This window comes from Phenylobacterium sp. RIFCSPHIGHO2_01_FULL_69_31 (assembly GCF_001824475.1).
Classification (GTDB): Bacteria; Pseudomonadota; Alphaproteobacteria; order Caulobacterales; family Caulobacteraceae; genus Phenylobacterium.
The window spans coordinates 122,345-138,968 of sequence record NZ_MHXN01000009.1 but is presented as its reverse complement, the minus strand read 5'-3'; the positions used below and the strand labels follow the sequence as shown (position 1 = coordinate 138,968).

The 16,624-nt window shown below is 68.6% G+C and carries 14 protein-coding genes; 7 read left to right on the top strand and 7 right to left on the bottom strand.

Annotated elements, in window-relative coordinates; translation table 11 throughout:
* Positions 1-13: 13 nt before the first annotated feature.
* The 3 genes from A2790_RS06655 to A2790_RS06645 are packed head-to-tail and all read right to left on the bottom strand — an operon-like array spanning position 14 to position 1,244.
* Positions 14-514 (bottom strand): cytochrome b/b6 domain-containing protein, encoded by a 501-nt coding sequence (locus tag A2790_RS06655; RefSeq protein ID WP_293389073.1) that lies wholly within the window; start codon positions 512-514, stop codon positions 14-16.
* A complete protein-coding gene (locus tag A2790_RS06650) occupies positions 511-921 on the bottom strand; it encodes an SRPBCC domain-containing protein (RefSeq protein WP_293389070.1) in 411 nt (136 codons plus the stop codon). The genes A2790_RS06655 and A2790_RS06650 overlap by 4 nt, the downstream gene beginning before the upstream one ends.
* 2 nt (positions 922-923) lie before the next feature.
* Positions 924-1,244, bottom strand: a complete 321-nt coding sequence (locus A2790_RS06645; RefSeq protein ID WP_293389067.1) for a metalloregulator ArsR/SmtB family transcription factor — start codon at positions 1,242-1,244, stop codon at positions 924-926.
* A gap of 84 nt (positions 1,245-1,328) precedes the next feature.
* On the opposite strand from A2790_RS06645, the gene A2790_RS06640 reads away from it, so the two are divergent.
* Positions 1,329-1,781, top strand: a complete 453-nt coding sequence (locus tag A2790_RS06640) for a VOC family protein (RefSeq protein ID WP_293389064.1) — start codon at positions 1,329-1,331, stop codon at positions 1,779-1,781.
* Here the strand turns inward: A2790_RS06640 and A2790_RS06635 are convergent.
* Positions 1,778-2,428, bottom strand: coding sequence for a DUF1134 domain-containing protein (locus A2790_RS06635; protein WP_293389061.1), 651 nt, complete (start codon positions 2,426-2,428; stop codon positions 1,778-1,780). The genes A2790_RS06640 and A2790_RS06635 overlap by 4 nt on opposite strands.
* A 160-nt stretch (positions 2,429-2,588) precedes the next feature.
* Here A2790_RS06635 and lepA point away from each other — a divergent pair, with 160 nt between their 5' ends.
* The 4 genes from lepA to A2790_RS06615 all read left to right on the top strand — a co-directional run bounded on the left by lepA (position 2,589) and on the right by A2790_RS06615 (position 9,739).
* Positions 2,589-4,394: a translation elongation factor 4 gene (lepA, locus tag A2790_RS06630; protein ID WP_293389058.1), complete on the top strand. Its 1,806-nt coding sequence runs from the start codon at positions 2,589-2,591 to the stop codon at positions 4,392-4,394.
* Between the two features lie 132 nt (positions 4,395-4,526).
* On the top strand, positions 4,527-6,176 hold the full coding sequence (locus A2790_RS06625) for a M10 family metallopeptidase (RefSeq protein WP_293389055.1): 1,650 nt from the start codon (positions 4,527-4,529) through the stop codon (positions 6,174-6,176).
* 122 nt (positions 6,177-6,298) lie between these two features.
* Entirely contained in the window at positions 6,299-8,632 is a 2,334-nt protein-coding gene (locus A2790_RS06620; RefSeq protein ID WP_363080511.1) for a TonB-dependent receptor, read from the top strand.
* A gap of 6 nt (positions 8,633-8,638) precedes the next feature.
* Positions 8,639-9,739 (top strand): alkaline phosphatase family protein, encoded by a 1,101-nt coding sequence (locus tag A2790_RS06615; protein WP_293389049.1) that lies wholly within the window; start codon positions 8,639-8,641, stop codon positions 9,737-9,739.
* Here the strand turns inward: A2790_RS06615 and A2790_RS06610 are convergent.
* Positions 9,736-10,557 carry a response regulator gene (locus A2790_RS06610; RefSeq protein ID WP_293389046.1) on the bottom strand — a complete coding sequence of 274 codons (822 nt, stop codon included), beginning with the start codon at positions 10,555-10,557 and terminating at the stop codon, positions 9,736-9,738. The two genes, A2790_RS06615 and A2790_RS06610, sit on opposite strands and share 4 nt — an antisense overlap.
* Positions 10,558-10,663: 106 nt before the next feature.
* Entirely contained in the window at positions 10,664-11,950 is a 1,287-nt protein-coding gene (locus A2790_RS06605) for an adenylosuccinate synthase (RefSeq protein ID WP_293389043.1), read from the bottom strand.
* 144 nt (positions 11,951-12,094) lie between these two features.
* Here A2790_RS06605 and A2790_RS06600 point away from each other — a divergent pair, with 144 nt between their 5' ends.
* Together A2790_RS06600 and A2790_RS06595 are read left to right on the top strand one after the other, a co-directional pair.
* Positions 12,095-12,514, top strand: coding sequence for a VOC family protein (locus A2790_RS06600; protein WP_293389040.1), 420 nt, complete (start codon positions 12,095-12,097; stop codon positions 12,512-12,514).
* Complete coding sequence (locus A2790_RS06595; protein WP_293389037.1) at positions 12,511-13,497, top strand: threonine/serine dehydratase; 987 nt, start codon at positions 12,511-12,513, stop codon at positions 13,495-13,497. The genes A2790_RS06600 and A2790_RS06595 overlap by 4 nt, the downstream gene beginning before the upstream one ends.
* On the opposite strand, the gene A2790_RS06590 is transcribed toward A2790_RS06595, so the two are convergent.
* On the bottom strand, positions 13,494-16,622 hold the full coding sequence (locus A2790_RS06590; RefSeq protein ID WP_293389034.1) for an efflux RND transporter permease subunit: 3,129 nt from the start codon (positions 16,620-16,622) through the stop codon (positions 13,494-13,496). The genes A2790_RS06595 and A2790_RS06590 overlap by 4 nt on opposite strands.
* Positions 16,623-16,624: the final 2 nt, after the last annotated feature.

Genomic DNA, 16,624 nt, shown 5'->3' with positions numbered 1-16,624 from the left:
GTCGCGGGGAGCGTCAGGCGCGCTCCCCGGCCTCCTCGGCCCGGCGACTGGCGATCCGGTGGAAGGCCGCGGCCCCCAAGTGCCAGGCGATCAGCAGCGCCAGGGCGATCGCCAGCCAGACGTGCGCCACGCGGGTCGGGAAATGCTCCAGTCCCGCGGGCAGCGACTGGCCGGGCGCCCCGAACACCACCAGGTTCACGCCGGTCAGGACAGCGGTCGCGAAGCCGGCGCCGATGAGGGCGAAGATCAGCAGGTAGAGGCCAAGGTGCGCCAACCGCGCCACGGGCGGATTTTCGGGCGCCTGCGTCCGCCAGCGCACGATCACGCGGGCCAGCATCAGGGCCAGGATCAGGGCGCCCGTGGCCATGTGCAGCTTCAGCACCCCGATCTTGGCGGGATCGTCGGCCGACATGGGCGCGATGACGAGGAAGCCGATCGCCAGCATGCCGAGGATCAACACCGCCACGACCCAGTGCAGGGCGACGAGCAGCGGATGATAGCGGGCGGCCGTCATGACAGCCCTCCCACCACCCGCTCGAGGGCCTCGAGGTTGCGCTGCCAGCCATAGGTGGCGCCGGCGGCGTTGCGGGTGTCGTCGGGGCCGAAGCCCGACTGCTCCATCCGCACGTGCGCCCCGCGGTCGGTGGCCGTCAGGGTCCACGTTACCTCCGTGGAGAGGCCGCCGGCGACCCAGGTATAGGCGAGGCGGCTGGGCGGCTCGACCGCCAGCACTTCGGCCTCCACGATACCGTCCCAGTGCGGCGGCGCGGGCTGGCCGCGGAAGCGGAACCGGTGGCCGACGACAGGGGCGAAATCGTTCGACATCAGCCAGTCCTCGATCAGCGGGCCCTCGGTCAGGGCGCGCCAGACCTTCTCCGGGGCATGCGGGATCTCGCGCTCGACGACGACGGAACGGCTCATCTCTATTGGTCCATGCGGTTGAGGGTGTCTTCCAGGGCGTCGAACCGCGCATCCCAGAAGCGGGCGTAGAAGCCCATCCAGTCGAACAGCGGCCGCAGGCCTTTCGCGTTCGCGCGGTAGAGGACCGTACGGCCAACCCGCGTCTCCTCGACCAGCCCGACCCCGCGCAGCGCCTTCAGGTGCTGCGAGACGGCCGGCTGCGAGACGCCCGCCCCGGCGGTGAGCGCCGAGACGCTCAGCTCCCCATCGCGGGCGAGTCGTTCGAAGAGGCCGCGACGCGTGCCATCGGCCAGGGTGCGAAAAAGCTCTGCGGCGCTGTCCATGCCGAACTCATAAGCGCCCACTTATTCATAAGTCAATGCTTATGTATTGACACCCGCCGCGTCCAGCGGCGCATCGTTCCGCACATGGAGATCAATGGCGTCGCGCACACCTTCATCACCGCGGGCGACTTCGAGCGCTCGGTGGCCTTCTATCGCCAGCTGCTGCCATTCCTGGGGATGCGCGAGGTGGCGGATAGTCCGGACACCTACTACTGCGTGGGCGGCCGCACAGGCTTCGGCATACGCCGGCCGGATCCGGAGCACGCAGGCGAGCGCTTCGTGCAATTCCGGGTGGGCTTGCACCATCACTGCTGGCGCGCCCGCGAACGCACCGACGTGGACGCGCTCTACGCCTTCCTGCTGGAGATCGGCGCCAGGATCGTCCATCCGCCCCAGGAAGAGCCGTGGGCGCCCGACTACTACGCCGTGCTGTTCGAGGATCCTGACGGCATCCGCCTGGAGCTGAACCACGTGCCCGGCCGGGGCCTCTTCGACACCCCGACCCAGCGCGTCGGCGCCACCCTGGACGGGCGCTAGAACGGAATGATGTTCCGCTTCCGGGTGTAGGCTAGGTAGCCGACGTTGGCGCCCAGGCGCACGCCGACGCCGGCGCGGATGGGCGCCAGGGTCACGTCCTCGGCCCGCTGGTAGTTCACGCCCAGGCCGCCGATCAGGTAGGCGGAGCCTTCCACGCCCGGGTAGCGCTGGAAGATCAGTTCAGGGACCTGGAGATTATAGCAGAGGGTGAAGACGCGGCTGGCGTTGCCGCCGAAGTCCCAGCCGGCCGACGGGCCCTGCCAGAACACCTCGATCGGCTCCCGATCCTTCATGTAGAGCAGGCCACGGCCGTAGCGCAGGCCGAAGACGATGGCGCCCGAGCCCTCTTCACCGGCGATATAGGCCGTGGGACGCCCGTTGTTGGCGAACAGCCGCTCGACCGCCGCGCCAGCCGCCTCGGCCGTGACGCCCAGGAAGTCGGAAACGTTCGTGACGATCTCGTCCTGGCTGTAGGTCTTCGGCCCGGCCTCGCCCGTCGGGCCAGCCGAGGGATAGGCGGGCGAGCTGTTCGGCGGCGGCGGGCCTTCGGCCGGCGGCAGCGGCTGCGAGCTTACCGGCTGCGCCCAGGCGATCGCCGGCGCGCCAAGGGTCGCAAGGCCCGATACGATGAGTGTGCGGCGGTCCATGGCGCTTCTCGCCTCCGAAAGTGAATCACCCGTCCCCAGCGGCCTTCGATGCCAAAGGTCGCCTTAACGGGCGATTAACCACGTTCGCGCGGCAGCTTCGGGGCGGGCCGCGACAGGCCGGCTGCTATCTCGCGCGTGCGAATGTGCTAGAGGGCGCCCCATGGCTACCCCGCTTTCGCATATCCGCAACTTCTCGATCGTCGCGCACATCGACCACGGCAAGTCCACGCTCTCCGACCGCCTCATCCAGGAGACCGGCGGCCTGACCCAGCGCGAGATGACCGAGCAGGTGCTCGACAACATGGACATCGAGCGCGAGCGCGGGATCACCATCAAGGCTCAGACCGTCCGCCTGGAGTACAAGGCCGACGACGGCGAAACCTATGTCCTCAACCTGATGGACACGCCCGGCCACGTCGACTTCGCCTACGAGGTCTCCCGCTCGCTGGCTGCCTGCGAGGGCTCGATCCTGGTGGTGGACGCCTCCCAGGGCGTGGAGGCCCAGACACTGGCCAACGTCTACCAGGCCATCGACAACAACCACGAGATCGTCCCGGTTCTGAACAAGATCGACCTGCCGGCCGCCGAGCCCGAGCGGGTGCGTCAGCAGATCGAGGACGTCATCGGCCTGGACGCCTCGGACGCCGTCGTCTGCTCGGCCAAGTCGGGCCTCGGCATCCACGACGTGCTCGAAGCCGTGGTGAAGCGCCTGCCGCCGCCCAAGGGCGACCCGAACGCACCGCTGAAGGCCCTGTTGGTCGACGCCTGGTACGATCAGTACCTGGGCGTGGTGGTGCTGGTCCGCGTCTTCGACGGGGTCCTGAAGGTCGGCCAGAAGGTCAAGATGATGCAGACCGGGGCCCAGTACCAGATCGACCGCCTGGGCGTGTTCAAGCCCAAGCAGACCGACCTGGCCGAGCTCGGCCCCGGCGAAGTCGGCTTCATCACCGCCTCGATCAAGGAGGTGGCGCACGCCGCCGTCGGCGACACCATCACCGACGAGCGCCGGCCCACGGACGCCGCCCTGCCCGGCTTCCGCGAAGTGCAGCCCGTGGTGTTCTGCGGCCTCTTCCCCGTTGACGCGGCCGAGTTCGAGGACCTGCGCGCGGCCATCGGCCGCCTGCGCCTGAACGACGCCTCCTTCACCTACGAGATGGAGACCAGCGCGGCCCTGGGCTTCGGCTTCCGCTGCGGGTTCCTGGGGCTCCTGCATCTTGAGATCATCCAGGAGCGGCTGAGCCGCGAGTTCGACCTGGACCTGATCGCGACGGCCCCCTCGGTCGTCTACAAGGTCAAGCTGACCAATGGCGACGAGATCGAGTTGCACAACCCGGCCGACCTGCCCGATCCCGTCAAGATCGCCGACATCTCCGAACCCTGGATCAAGGCCACAATCTTCACGCCCGACGACTATCTCGGCGCGATCATCAAGCTCTGCCAGGACCGCCGCGGCCAGCAGCGCGAGCTCTCCTACGTCGGGGCCCGCGCCATGGTGGTCTACGACCTGCCGCTGAACGAGGTGGTGTTCGACTTCTACGACCGCCTGAAGTCGATCTCGAAGGGCTACGCCAGCTTCGACTACTCCATCGAGGAGTACCGGGTGGGCGACCTGGTGAAGATGTCGATCCTGGTCAACGCCGAGCCGGTCGATGCGCTCTCCATGCTGGTCCACCGCGATCGGGCCGAGCAGCGCGGCCGCGGCATGGTCGAGAAGATGAAGGAACTGATCCCGCCGCACATGTTCCAGATCCCGATCCAGGCGGCGATCGGCGGCCGGATCATCGCCCGCGAGACGGTGCGCGCCCTGCGCAAGGACGTGACGGCCAAGTGCTACGGCGGGGACGCCAGCCGCAAGCGCAAGCTCCTCGACAAGCAGAAGGAGGGCAAGAAGCGCATGCGCCAGTTCGGCAAGGTCGAGATCCCGCAGGAAGCCTTCATCGCCGCCCTCAAGATGGACGAGAACTAGGGGCCGGGGGCACGACTCGCCTGCGACGCGTTCGCTATTGCCAAGCTAGGCCGCTCCATTACAGGTTGCCGATGGGGGCGTAGCAAGGATCGGAAGAGTGCCGACCTAAACCCCTGCTTAGCGGGGTGTTCCATGGCCAATCCAATTCCGTCCGGCGATCCTTCGCCGCCGACTGGCGATCCCCTGATCGACGCCCTGACGACGGGGTTCCGCTGGACCCTGGGCCCCGACCGCTCGATCGACTGGTCGATCTCCGGCGGCTTCAATGGCGAAGCCTGGACGTCCCCCACCACGACGATCCTGAACGCCACAGCGATGCTGGAGACGTTCTCGCGGTACGCCGACGTCCGGTTCAACTATGTCGGCTCGTTCGCCAACCCGACGGCCGCGGTGCAAGGCGGCAGCGAGATCAATTTCTATCTCTCAGGTAACACCACGACCTTTCCGTCGACCGATTTCTGGGCGCGGGCCTATTTCCCCACCAGCAGTTCCGAGACCGCCTACGTAGGGGCCACGGGCGACGTCGTGCTGAACTTCAACAGCCCGTCCATCACCCTGCCCAGCTACGATCCGGGCAGCGCGGGATGGTTCGTGTTCCTGCACGAGATCGGCCATGCCCTGGGTCTGAAGCACCCGTTCGACGACGGAGGGACGGGCCACCCGACGTTGGAAGACTTTGACCTCGGGGACCTCGACGTCGACTGGGCCACGATCATGGCCTACTCCGACAGCTACGACTACGACCAGCGCTTCTACGATCCGGCCACGCCGATGATCCTCGACGTGATGGCCCTGAGGGCCCTGTACGGCCCTAACATGGCCACCAACGCGACTGACGACACCCACAGCCTGCGCGCGCTCGGGCGCTACGAGACCCTATGGGACGCGTCGGGACGAGACATCCTGAGCGCCGAAGGCTCCATCCGCGGGTGGTACATCTATCTACCGGACGACCAGTTCTCGCTGAACGACCCCGTGAAGGTCGGCTACGCCACGCCGCTCGATGAACTCGACCTGGAGGCTCCCGGCTCGCTCACCTGGCTTCTGGGCGACATCGAGGACGCCCGCGGTTCGGAGCAGGCCGACGAGATCTACGGCAGCGTGCTGCGCAACGTCCTGGCGGGCAACGGCGGCGACGACTACCTCGACGGCTGGGACGGCGACGACAGCCTGGACGGTGGGGCGGGTAGCGACATCGTCTGGGGCGGGCTTGGCAACGACACGATCTCGGACGCCAGCGGCGCCAACTATCTGCGCGGCGAAGAGGGCGACGACCGGATCGCCGGCGGCTCGGGCTTCGACGACATCAACGGCAACATGGGCGCCGACACCGCCTCGGGCGGCCTGGGCGAGGACTGGGTCGTGGGCGGCAAGGACAACGACAGCCTGTCGGGGGACGCGGCCTATGACCTCGTCTACGGCAACCTCGGCGCCGACACCTGCGAGGGCGGCGACGGGAACGACATCGTCCGCGGCGGCCAGGACAATGACCTGGTGCGCGGCGGCGCCGGCGACGACTACGTCTCGGGCGACAAGGGCAACGACACGGTTACGGGCGGGGCCGGCGCCGACATCTTCCACAGCTTCGGCGATGCGGGCATCGACCGGGTGACCGACTTCAGCCGCGCCCAGGGCGACCGCGTCCTGCTGGACGCCGGCACGACCTATACCGTGGCCCAGGCCGGCGCGGACACGGTGGTCAGCATGACGGGCGGCGGCCAGGTCATCCTGGTGGGCGTCAGCCTGTCGTCGCTGGGCGACGGCTGGATCACCGCGGGCTAGCGGGCGATCGCCGCCTCCGTGGCAAGCCACACAAAACTGTCAAAGGTCACTGCTACCTGACCGGCGTTCGGGGACGCGAATGGCGGCCCTGCGCCAGAGGGGCACCACCAATGAGATCCCGTATGCTGACGGGCGCGGCCACGGCCGCCCTGAGCTTTGCCATGGCCGCATCGGCCGCCGCCGCCGACGCGCCCACAGGCGCCGCGGTCGCCACCGCCGCGGCGGAGGCCGGCGAGAGCTCGGTCGAGGAGATCGTGGTCCTGGGCCGCGGCGAGACCCGCCAGGTGCAGACCGTTTCCGGCGAGGAGCTGTCCCTCGAGATGCCTGGCGCCAGCCCGCTGAAGCTGGTGGAGAAGCTGCCCAACGTGAACTTCCAGTCCGCCGACCCCTTCGGCTCGTACGAGTGGTCGGCGCGGATCACCATCCGCAGCTTCAACCAAAGCCAGCTGGGCTTCACCCTCGACGAAGTGCCGCTGGGCGACATGACCTACGGCAACCACAACGGCCTACACATCAGCCGCGCCATCGCCAGCGAGAACGTCGGCGCGGTCGAGCTGGCCCAGGGCGCGGGCGCCCTGGACACGGCGTCGGCCAACAACCTCGGCGGCACGCTGAAGTATGTCTCGCGGGATCCCTCGAGCACCTTCGGCGGCCTGGTGGCCGGGACCTACGGGACCGAGAACACGCTGCGGGGCTTCGCGCGCCTGGAGAGCGGAGAATTGGCCACGGGCGCCCGCGGGTATCTGAGCTACTCCTACAACACCGCCGACAAGTGGAAGGGCGAGGGCGAGCAGCGTCACCAGCAGATCAACTTCAAGCTGGTCCAGCCGATCGGCGAAGGCTCGCTCACCGGCTGGGTGAACTGGTCCAAGCGCCGGGAGCAGGACTATCAGGACATGTCCCTCGAGATGCTGAGCCGCCTCGGCAACAGCTGGGAGAATGTCGCCGGCAACTGGCCGCTGGCGGTCCAGATCGCCGAGGTGGGCAACAACACCGGCTACACCGGCGTGACGCCGCGCTTCCCCAGCTTCGGGACCACCTACCCCGGGCCGATCACCAGCGCGGACGACGCCTACTACGACGCGGCGGGCCTGCGCGACGACGTCCTGGGCGCCATCACCCTGCGGCTGCCGGTGGGCGAGACCGTCGACGTCAAGGCCACGGTCTATGGGCACGACAATGAAGGCCAGGGCCTCTGGTTCACTCCCTACGTGCCCTCGCCGAACTATGGCGTGCTGACGGCGACGACCGACAACGCGCCCATCTCCATCCGCACCACCGAGTACGACCTGCGCCGCTACGGCGTCGTCGCGGCGGCCACCTGGCGGGTCGGCCAGCACGCGATCAACGCGGGGCTCTGGTACGAGGACAACGACTTCAACCAGGCCCGCCGGTACTACGGCCTGAACCGCGCGGCGCCGCAGCGCGACTCCCTGAAGATGCAGTCGGACCCGTTCCGCACCGACTGGGAATACGACTTCAAGACCACCACCTGGAAGCTGTTCATCCAGGACACCTGGACCGTCTCCGACCAGCTCACGGTCAACTTCGGCTTCGCGTCGCTGAAGGTGGAGAACGAAGGCGAGACGGTGATCGCCCGCACCGCGTCGCTGGAGAAGAACGGCAAGATCGAAGCCGAGGAGAACTTCCTCCCGCAAGGCGGCGCCCGCTACGCCCTCAGCGAGGACAGCGAACTGTTCGCCAACTACAGCCGCAACATGCGCGCCTTCCCCAGTTCGGGTACGTCCGGGCCCTTCTCGGCCAACCAGGCGGGCTTCCTGGCGATCAAGGACAAGCTGAAGCCCGAGATCTCCGACACCTTCGAAGCCGGCTGGCGCTTCCGCACCGCCGACTTCCAGGGCGTGCTGGCGGCCTACCACGTGAAGTTCAAGGACCGCCTGTTCTCGGTGCCCGTGGGCTCGGGCATCGTCGGCAACCCCTCGGCGCTGTCGAACGTCGGCGGCGTCACGGCCAAGGGCTTCGAGGCGGTCGGGACCTGGGACTTCGCCGAGAACTGGTCGGCCTTCGCCTCCTACGCCTTCAACGACTCCACCTACGACGACGACACCGTGGACGGGAACGGCGTCGTGGTGGCCCGTACCGAGGGCAAGACCACAGTGGATACGCCGGAGCACCTGTTCAAGGCTGAGCTGGCCTATGACAACGGCGGTTTCTTCGGGCGCTTCTCGCTGAACTACATGACCAAGCGCTTCTTCACCTACGAGAACGACCGCAGCGTCCCCTCGCAGATGCTGGCCGACCTCTCGGTCGGCTACCGGTTCTCCGGATCGCCCTGGCTCGACGGCCTGGAGGCGCAGGTGAACATCTCGAACCTGTTCGACGAGGAATACATCTCGACGATCAACTCCAACGGCTTCCCGCTTCGCGGCGACAGCCAGACGCTGCTTGTGGGTTCGCCCCAGCAGGTGTTCTTCACGCTGCGCAAGACGTTCTGAGGAGAGATGGCGATGCGGGGGTGGCGGTTTCGAGGCCTGGCGGGCGTCCTGCTCGCCGGCCTGCTCGCGACGGCGGCGCAAGCGGCGGACGGCGGCCGGAAGCTGGTCCTGGTCACCCTGGACGGGCTTTCCTGGACCGAGGGCTTCCGCGGCGCCGATCCCGCACGGGCCGCCGACCCCGCGTTTGCGCCGGACCGCGAGGGGCGGGAGCGTATCCGCGCGGCCTTCGTCGAGCCGTCCGACCGCGCCGCCGCCCTGATGCCCTTCCTGCACGGGGTGATGGCCAAACAGGGCGTGCTGCTGGGGGACCGCGAGCAGGGAAGCTGTGCGGCGGTCGCCAACGACAAGTGGTTTTCCTATCCGGGCTACAACGAGATTCTCACCGGCAAGCCCGACCCCGCGATCACCTCCAACGAACATGGGCCGAACCGGAACGTGACGTTCCTGGAGTGGCTCAACCGCCGGCCCGCCTTCGCCGGCCGGGTGCAGGCCGTGGGCTCATGGAACGTGTTTTCCAACATCCTGAACGCACCGCGCAGCGGACTGCCGGTCAATGACGGCTGGGACGACGCGCCGGCCCGTTGGCCCGCCGAGGCACAGATCGCCGCGATGCAGGCCGGAGCCCCGCCGATCTGGCCCACCGTGCGATTGGACACCTTCACTCACGCCTACGCGCTGGAGACGCTGAAGCGCCAGAAGCCGCGCGTCCTCTACGTGGCCTATGGCGAGACCGACGATTTCGCGCACGAGGGCCGATACGACCAGACGCTCTGGGCCGCGCGCCACGCCGACGCCTACATCGCCGAGCTCTGGAGCACCTTGCAGGCGGAGCCGGCCTATGCGGGCCGCACCACCCTGATCGTCACCACCGACCATGGGCGGGGCGGGGCGGCGAACGCGGCCTGGAAACACCACGGCCGGCACATTGCGGGATCCGACGCGGTGTGGATCGGCGTCCTGGGGCCTGGGATCGCTGCGGGCCGCAAGCCGGGTGGCTGCGCATCCTCCAGCCAGATCGCCGCCACGGCGCTGGAAGCGCTGAGATTGGACTGGCGGGCGTTCGATCCCGGGGCGGGTGCGCCGCTGGACGTACGGGCGCGCCCCTAGGCGGCCTCGGCGTCGCTGTCGCGGTCGGCGTCGGCGTCCTTCGGCAGGAAGCCCAGCATGGGCTTGGCCCACCGCTCGGCGTCCTCGCGGGTCAGCAGGGCGCCGGCGTTCACCGCCTTGGTCAGGTGGCGGTAGAACTCGGAGGCGGCCAGGGTCAGCTTGAAGTCGGTGGCCACCGCCTGCAGCGTCGTGGCCTGGGCCAGCATGGCGCGCATCGCCTGGTGAGGATCGGTGTCGGCCGCGGCGACGGCGGCGCGGATGATCTTCAGCGCCTGGTTGATCTTCTGCTGGTAGGGCGTTTCCGTGCCGTCCGTGCGGCGCTTGAGCGGGCCGGCGTAGTCCCCGGAGTTGAACCGGCGGCGGTCGGGGCCGATGTAGCCCACGCCTTCCACCCAGTCGCGGTCGCGCAGGGTCACGGCTTCCAGCCGGCGCAGCAGGTCCTTCATGCTGTAGGGCTTGCGCAGGAACTCGTGCACGCCCGCGTCGCGCGCGGACAGGATCATGCCCGCGGTGGCCGCGCCGGTGATGGTGATGATCGGCGCCTTGCGGCAGCTCCAGGTGGAGCGGCGGACCTTGCGGGTGAAACCCAGGCCGTCCACGCGGTCGTCGCCCAGTTCGACCACGATGATCTGCGGATCGCAGGTCTCGGCGATCTTAAGGGCGCGCTCGGTATTGCCGGCGATCCAGACGTGGCTGTGGGCGATGTCGCGCATGAGTTCGCTGAACATGCGCGCGCTGGCCGGCTGCGGGTCCGCGATCAGGACCCGCTTCAGCTTGGGCTGCATCTTCTCGAGGATACGTTTGTCGCCGTCGAACAAGGGCTTAGCTCCCTCACACCTGGCGCTACGATCTATCCGCAATGCGTAAAAGATCGCTTGATGCGGGGGCGCAATAAATTGCCGCAGCCGGCGCCACGCACCGCGGTCAGTCGTGGAAGGGATCGCGCATCAAAATCGTGTCGTCCCGCTGGGGGCTGGTCGACAACAGCGCCACCGGCGCGCCGATCAGTTCCTCGATCCGGCGCACGTACTTCACGGCGCTGGCAGGCAGGTCCTTCCAGGACCGGGCTCCCTGGGTGGTTTCGGACCAGCCTTCCATCTCCTCGTACACCGGCTCGAGCTGGCTCTGCGCCTTCAGGCCGGCGGGCAGGTAACCGATGTCCTGGCCATTGAGCCGGTAGCCGGTGCAGATCTTCAGCGTGGGCAGGCCGTCGAGGACGTCCAGCTTGGTGAGGGCGATCCCGCTGATCCCGTTCAGCGCCACCGACTGGCGCACCAGGGCCGCGTCGAACCAGCCGCAGCGGCGCGAACGGCCGGTGACGGTCCCGAACTCGCGGCCCACCGTGCCCAGATGCTGGCCGACCTCGTCGAACAGTTCGGTGGGGAACGGCCCCTCGCCGACGCGGGTCGTGTAGGCCTTGACGATCCCCAGCACATAGCCGGGCCCCTTGGGCCCCAGGCCCGAGCCGGCGGCGGCCTGGCCGGCCACGGTGTTGGACGACGTCACGTAGGGATAGGTGCCATGGTCCACGTCCAGCAGGGCGCCCTGGGCGCCCTCGAACAGCACGCGCTTTCCTGACTTCACGATGCCGTCCAGCTTCAGCCAAGCCGGCTGGGCGAAGGGCAGGATCTTGGGCGCCATCGCCTCCAGTTCGGCCAGCAGAGCCGCGGCGTCCACGTCCGGCAGGCCCAGGCCCCGGCGCAGCGGGCCGTGGTGGGCCAGCAGGCGGTCGATCTTGGCCTCCAGGGCCTCGTGGTCGGCCAGGTCGGCCACGCGGATGGCGCGCCGGCCGACCTTGTCCTCATAGGCCGGGCCGATGCCGCGGCCGGTGGTGCCGATCTTGTTGGTCGCGGCCGCCTCGCGCGCCTGGTCCAGGTCGCGGTGGATCGGCAGGATAAGACAGGCGTTGTCGGCCAGCACCAGCAGGTCCGGCCCGATCGCAACGCCCTGGCCGCCCAAGGTCTCGATCTCCTTGAGCAGGTGCCAGGGATCGACCACCACGCCGTTGCCGATGATCGACAGCTTTCCCTGGACCACGCCCGACGGCAGCAGCGACAGCTTGTAGGTCTGGTTGCCCACCACCAGGGTGTGGCCGGCGTTGTGGCCGCCCTGGAACCGCACCACCACGTCGGCGCGGTTGGAGAGCCAGTCGACGAGCTTGCCCTTGCCCTCGTCGCCCCACTGGGCGCCGATCACGGTGACGTTGGCCATCTGGATACGATCTCCCGACCTGCCCGGAGAACGCGCCCAAGCCCTTCGACAGGTGCTCGGCAAAGGCGCGGAGATCAAAATGCGGCGCCGGTCTAGACGATGTGGGCCTCGCCCTCAAGTGACTCGCGCGCTATCTGCGGCCGCATGGACATCCCGCGCTTCCATCTCGCCTTTCCCGTCCGCGACCTCGCCGAGGCCCGCGCCTTCTACGGCGGCCTGCTGGGATGCCCCGAAGGGCGGTCCAGCGCCGAGTGGGTCGACTTCGACTTCTACGGCCACCAGATCGTGGCGCACCTGTCGCCGGATGAAGCCGGGCACAAGGCCACCAATCCCGTGGACGGCCACGACGTGCCCGTCCGCCACTTCGGGGCGATCCTGACCCTGCCGCAGTGGGAGGCCCTTTCACAGAAGCTGAAGGCCGCCGGGACCAAGTTCGTCATCGAGCCCAACATCCGCTTCAAGGGGCAGCCGGGCGAGCAGGCGACGATGTTCTTCCTAGATCCCTCCGGCAACGCCCTGGAGTTCAAGGCCTTCGCCGACGACAGCATGGTGTTCGCGAAATGAGCACGCTTGCCGTCTCCCTCGCCGACATCGAAGCCGCCGCCGCCCGTTTGAAGGGCGTGGCCGTCGAGACCCCGCTGATCGAGAGCCCGGCGCTGAACGAGCGGCTGGGCCTGCGGGTGCTGATCAAGGCCGAGACGCTGCAGCGTGTCGGAGCCTTCAAGTTCCGCGGCGCCTACAACCGGCTGGTCCAGCTCTCGCCGGAGGAGCGCAAGCGCGGCGTGGTGGCCTTCTCGTCCGGCAACCACGCCCAGGGGGTAGCCCTCGCCGCGAAGCTGCTGGGCATACCGGCGCTGATCGTCATGCCGGCCGATGCGCCCAAGGTGAAGGCCGAGGCCACGGCCGGCTATGGCGCCGAGGTGAAGTTCTACGACCGCCTCACCGAGAGCCGGGAGAAGATCGCGGCCGCCATCGCGCAGGAGCGCGGGGCGGTGGTGGTTCCCGCCTTCGACGATCCGCACATCATCGCAGGACAAGGCACGGCCGGGCTCGAGCTGATGGCCCAGGCGCAGGCCCGCGGCGTGACGCCGGGCGCGGTGATCGTCCCCTGCAGTGGCGGCGGCCTGCTGGCCGGGATCGCCACCGCGGTGAAGGCGCTGTCGCCGCAGACCGCCGTGATCGGCGTCGAGCCGGAGGGCTACGACGACACGCTGAAGTCCCTGCAGGCCGGCGTGCGCACGCCGATGACCCCGACGCACCGCACGCTGTGCGATGCGCTGGAGACGCCCTGCCCCGGCGAGCTGACCTTCCCGATCCTGAAGGCCACGGTGGCGGACGTCGCGGTGGTGACCGACGCCGAGGTGGCCGAAGCCATGCGCGTGGCCTTCTCGACCCTCAAGCTGGTGGTCGAGCCCGGCGGATCGGCCGGCCTCGCCGCGCTGCTGGCGGGCAAGGTGAAGACGTCGGCCGACGCCGTCGCCCTGGTCCTCTCCGGCGGCAACGTCGACCCGGACCAGTTCGCCCGGGTGCTGCGCCGCGAGCTTTAGAGCCGGTCCTCGGGCAGGGCCTCGCGGGGCGCCTCGCGCGGGGTGACCAGGCGGGCCAGCTTGGGCTTCAGCCAGTTCTCGAAGTCGTCGACGAACTCGTAGACCACGGGCACCAGCACCAGCGACAGGACCGTCGAGGTAATCAGCCCGCCGATCACGGCCACGGCCATGGGCTGGCGGAACTCGGCGCCCTTCTCCAGCGCGAAGGCGGTCGGCAGCATGCCGGCGGCCATGGCCAGGCTGGTCATGACGATCGGACGCGCCCGTTCGCGACAGGCCTCCAACAGCGCCTCGCGCTGGGACATGCCGTCCCGCTCGCACTCGATCGCGTACTCGACGAGCAGGATCGAGTTCTTCGCCGCCAGGCCCATCAGCATCAGGAGGCCAATGAGCGACGGGATCGAGAGCGAGAGGTTGAACGCCAGGAGACCCAGGAACGCGCCGCCGATCGCGAGCGGCAGGGCCGCCAGGATCACGATGGGCTTGAAGAACGACTGGAACAGCAGCACCAGCACCCCGAAGATCAGCGCGATACCCGCGAAGAGGGCGATCCCGAAAGAGGCGAACATCTCGGTCATCGCCTCCTGCTCGCCCGTCTCGGCGGGGGTCACGCCCTCCGGCAGCTTTTGCATGATCGGCAGCTTCTTCACCGCCTGCGCGGCCTGGCCCATCTCGATGCCATTGAGCTCTGCCTGGACCGTCTGTTGACGCTGGCGGTTGAGGCGCTCGATCCGCGCGGGGCCGGCCTGGAACTCGACATCGGCCACGGCCTCAAGCGTGGTCACACCGCCGCTCGCGGTCGGCAGGCGCAGCGACTTGATCCGTTCCAGATCGGCGCGAGCCTCGGCCGGCAACCGGATGCGGATCGGGATGCGGCGTTCGCCGGCGGTGAGCTTGGCGACGTTGGCGTCGATGTCTCCGACCGTGGCCACGCGGGCGGCCTGGGCGATCGCGTCGGCCGAGACGCCCAGACGGGCGGCTTCGGCGTGGCGCGGCCGGATCACCAGCTCGGGCCCGGTGGGCGGCACCGACGGACGCGGTTCTGCCAGGACGTCCAGCGTCCGCATCTGGCGTTCCAGTTCGATCGAGGCGGCGAGAAGCTTGGCCGGGTCTTCGCTGGTCAGAATCTGCTGGTAGCCCGCGGACCCCTGGAAATCGAGGAAGTTGACCCTGGCGTCCGGGATCTCGCGCAGCTTGTCTCGCAACCCGGCGCGGATTTCGTCGCCGCTGGCCTTTCGCTTGGGATCCAGCAGGACGTTCAGGCTGGCCGAGCGCAGGTCGCTGCCCCCGCCGCCTCCGGCGAACGGATTGGCGGGGCCAGACGAGCCGACCTCGGCGAAGACGTCGGTCACCGACGGGTCGGTCTTCACGGCGCGGGTGACCCGCTGGACCGTATCCTCCATGTCCTTGACGGTAGCGCCCGGCGGGCCCTGAACGCTGATGAACAGATAATCGGGGTCCCCCGCCGGCTGGAAGCCGGACGGCAGGAAGAAGACGATCGTGCAGGACGCGATGAAAGCCGCCAGGCCCGCGAACGAGGCCACGATCCGATGGTCCAGCGCCCAGTTCAGCGCGCGGGCGTAGAACCGCGGCATCGGCTTCCGGACCTCGGGCACAACGTTGGGCTTCAGCAGGTAGGCGGCCATCAGCGGGGTCAACAGGCGCGCCACCAGCAGTGAGAACAGCACCGCCACGCAGACGGTCAGGCCGAACTCCCGGAAGAACTGGCCGACCATGCCGGTCATGAACGACACTGGCGCGAACACCACCACGATCGCCGCGGTGGTCGCCACGACGGCCAGGCCGATGGCGTCGGCGCCCTGCATAGCGGCTTCGTACGGCCGCATGCCGGACTTCACCCGCTTCTCGATGTTCTCGATCTCCACGATGGCGTCGTCGACCAGGATGCCGATGACCAGCGTCAGGCCAAGGAGGGTCACCACGTTGAGCGAGAAGCCCAGCATGTTGATCACGAAGAAGGTCGGGATCAGCGACACGGGCATGGCGAAGGCCGTGACCATGGTCGCCCGCCAGTCGCGCAGGAACAGCCAGACCACGAACGCCGCCAGCAGCATGCCCTCAAGCAGGACGTGCTGGGTGGCGCGGAAGCTGTCACGGGTCTCCTGCACCATGGTGAAGATGCGGGTGAACTTCACGCCGGGCTGGGCCTTTTCGACCGCCGCCAGCTTGGCCAGCACGGCGTCCTCGACCGCGATGTCGGACGCGGCGCGGGTCTTCATCACCTGGAAGCCGACCACCGGGCGGCCGTTCAGGCGCGCAAAGCCGCGGACCTCGCCGGCGCCGTCGCCCACCTCGGCCACGTCGGTCAGTTTCACATAGCTGCCCGTGCCGGTGGGGATGGTCATCTCGCGCAGCTGCGCCAGGGTGGTGGCGGCGCCCAGCACGCGCACCGTCTGCTCGCGGCCGCCCACCTCGACCCGTCCGCCGGGCACGTCGAGGTCCGCGGCGCGAAGCGCGGTGTTGACCTGGGACGCGGTCAGGCCGCGCGCCGCCAGCTTGTCGGGGTCGACGACGACGTTGATTTCGCGGCTCACCCCGCCCACCCGGCGGATCTGGGCCACGCCCTTCACCGCCTGCAGCGAGCGGGACATGGTGTCGTCGATGAACCAGGATAGCTCGACGTCGGACATCGCCGGCGCTTCCACCGCGAAGGTGGTGATCGGCAGGCTGTCGAAATCCACACGCTGGACCAGCGGCTCGTCGATCTCGCGGGGCAGGTTCGGCCGGATCTGATCGATCCGCGTCTGGACCTCATCGGTCTTCTTCTGAAGGTCCTCGCCGATCTCCAGTTCGATCATCGTGGTCGAGACGCCCTGGGTGACGGTCGACTGGATGTTGCGGACGTTGGGGATGGACGAGACGGCGTCCTCCACCTGGCGGGTGATCTGGGTCTCGATCTCGCCGGGCGCCGCGCCGCTCTGGGTGATGGTGATCGAGACGGCCGGGAAGGTCACGTCCGGGAAGTTCTTCACCGCCAAGCCGAAGTAGGCGATCACGCCGGCCAGGACGAGGCCGACGAACAGCACCGTCACCGGCACCGGGTTCTTGATCGCCCAGGCCGAGATCTGAAGCCCGCCGCGGGGGTCGTGGGGCTGATGGCTCATGG

Excerpts from the sequence above, each read along its gene's own strand:
- A2790_RS06625 (WP_293389055.1), top strand. The coding sequence starts at position 4,527 with ATGGCCAATCCAATTCCGTCCGGCGATCCTTCGCCGCCGACTGGCGAT.
- lepA (WP_293389058.1), top strand. The coding sequence starts at position 2,589 with ATGGCTACCCCGCTTTCGCATATCCGCAACTTCTCGATCGTCGCGCAC.
- A2790_RS06650 (WP_293389070.1), bottom strand. The coding sequence starts at position 921 with ATGAGCCGTTCCGTCGTCGTCGAGCGCGAGATCCCGCATGCCCCGGAG.
- A2790_RS06590 (WP_293389034.1), bottom strand. The coding sequence starts at position 16,622 with ATGAGCCATCAGCCCCACGACCCCCGCGGCGGGCTTCAGATCTCGGCC.
- A2790_RS06620 (WP_363080511.1), top strand. The coding sequence starts at position 6,299 with ATGCTGACGGGCGCGGCCACGGCCGCCCTGAGCTTTGCCATGGCCGCA.
- A2790_RS06645 (WP_293389067.1), bottom strand. The coding sequence starts at position 1,244 with ATGGACAGCGCCGCAGAGCTTTTTCGCACCCTGGCCGATGGCACGCGT.
- A2790_RS06605 (WP_293389043.1), bottom strand. The coding sequence starts at position 11,950 with ATGGCCAACGTCACCGTGATCGGCGCCCAGTGGGGCGACGAGGGCAAG.
- A2790_RS06595 (WP_293389037.1), top strand. The coding sequence starts at position 12,511 with ATGAGCACGCTTGCCGTCTCCCTCGCCGACATCGAAGCCGCCGCCGCC.
- A2790_RS06615 (WP_293389049.1), top strand. The coding sequence starts at position 8,639 with ATGGCGATGCGGGGGTGGCGGTTTCGAGGCCTGGCGGGCGTCCTGCTC.
- A2790_RS06635 (WP_293389061.1), bottom strand. The coding sequence starts at position 2,428 with ATGGACCGCCGCACACTCATCGTATCGGGCCTTGCGACCCTTGGCGCG.
- A2790_RS06640 (WP_293389064.1), top strand. The coding sequence starts at position 1,329 with ATGGAGATCAATGGCGTCGCGCACACCTTCATCACCGCGGGCGACTTC.
- A2790_RS06655 (WP_293389073.1), bottom strand. The coding sequence starts at position 514 with ATGACGGCCGCCCGCTATCATCCGCTGCTCGTCGCCCTGCACTGGGTC.
- A2790_RS06600 (WP_293389040.1), top strand. The coding sequence starts at position 12,095 with ATGGACATCCCGCGCTTCCATCTCGCCTTTCCCGTCCGCGACCTCGCC.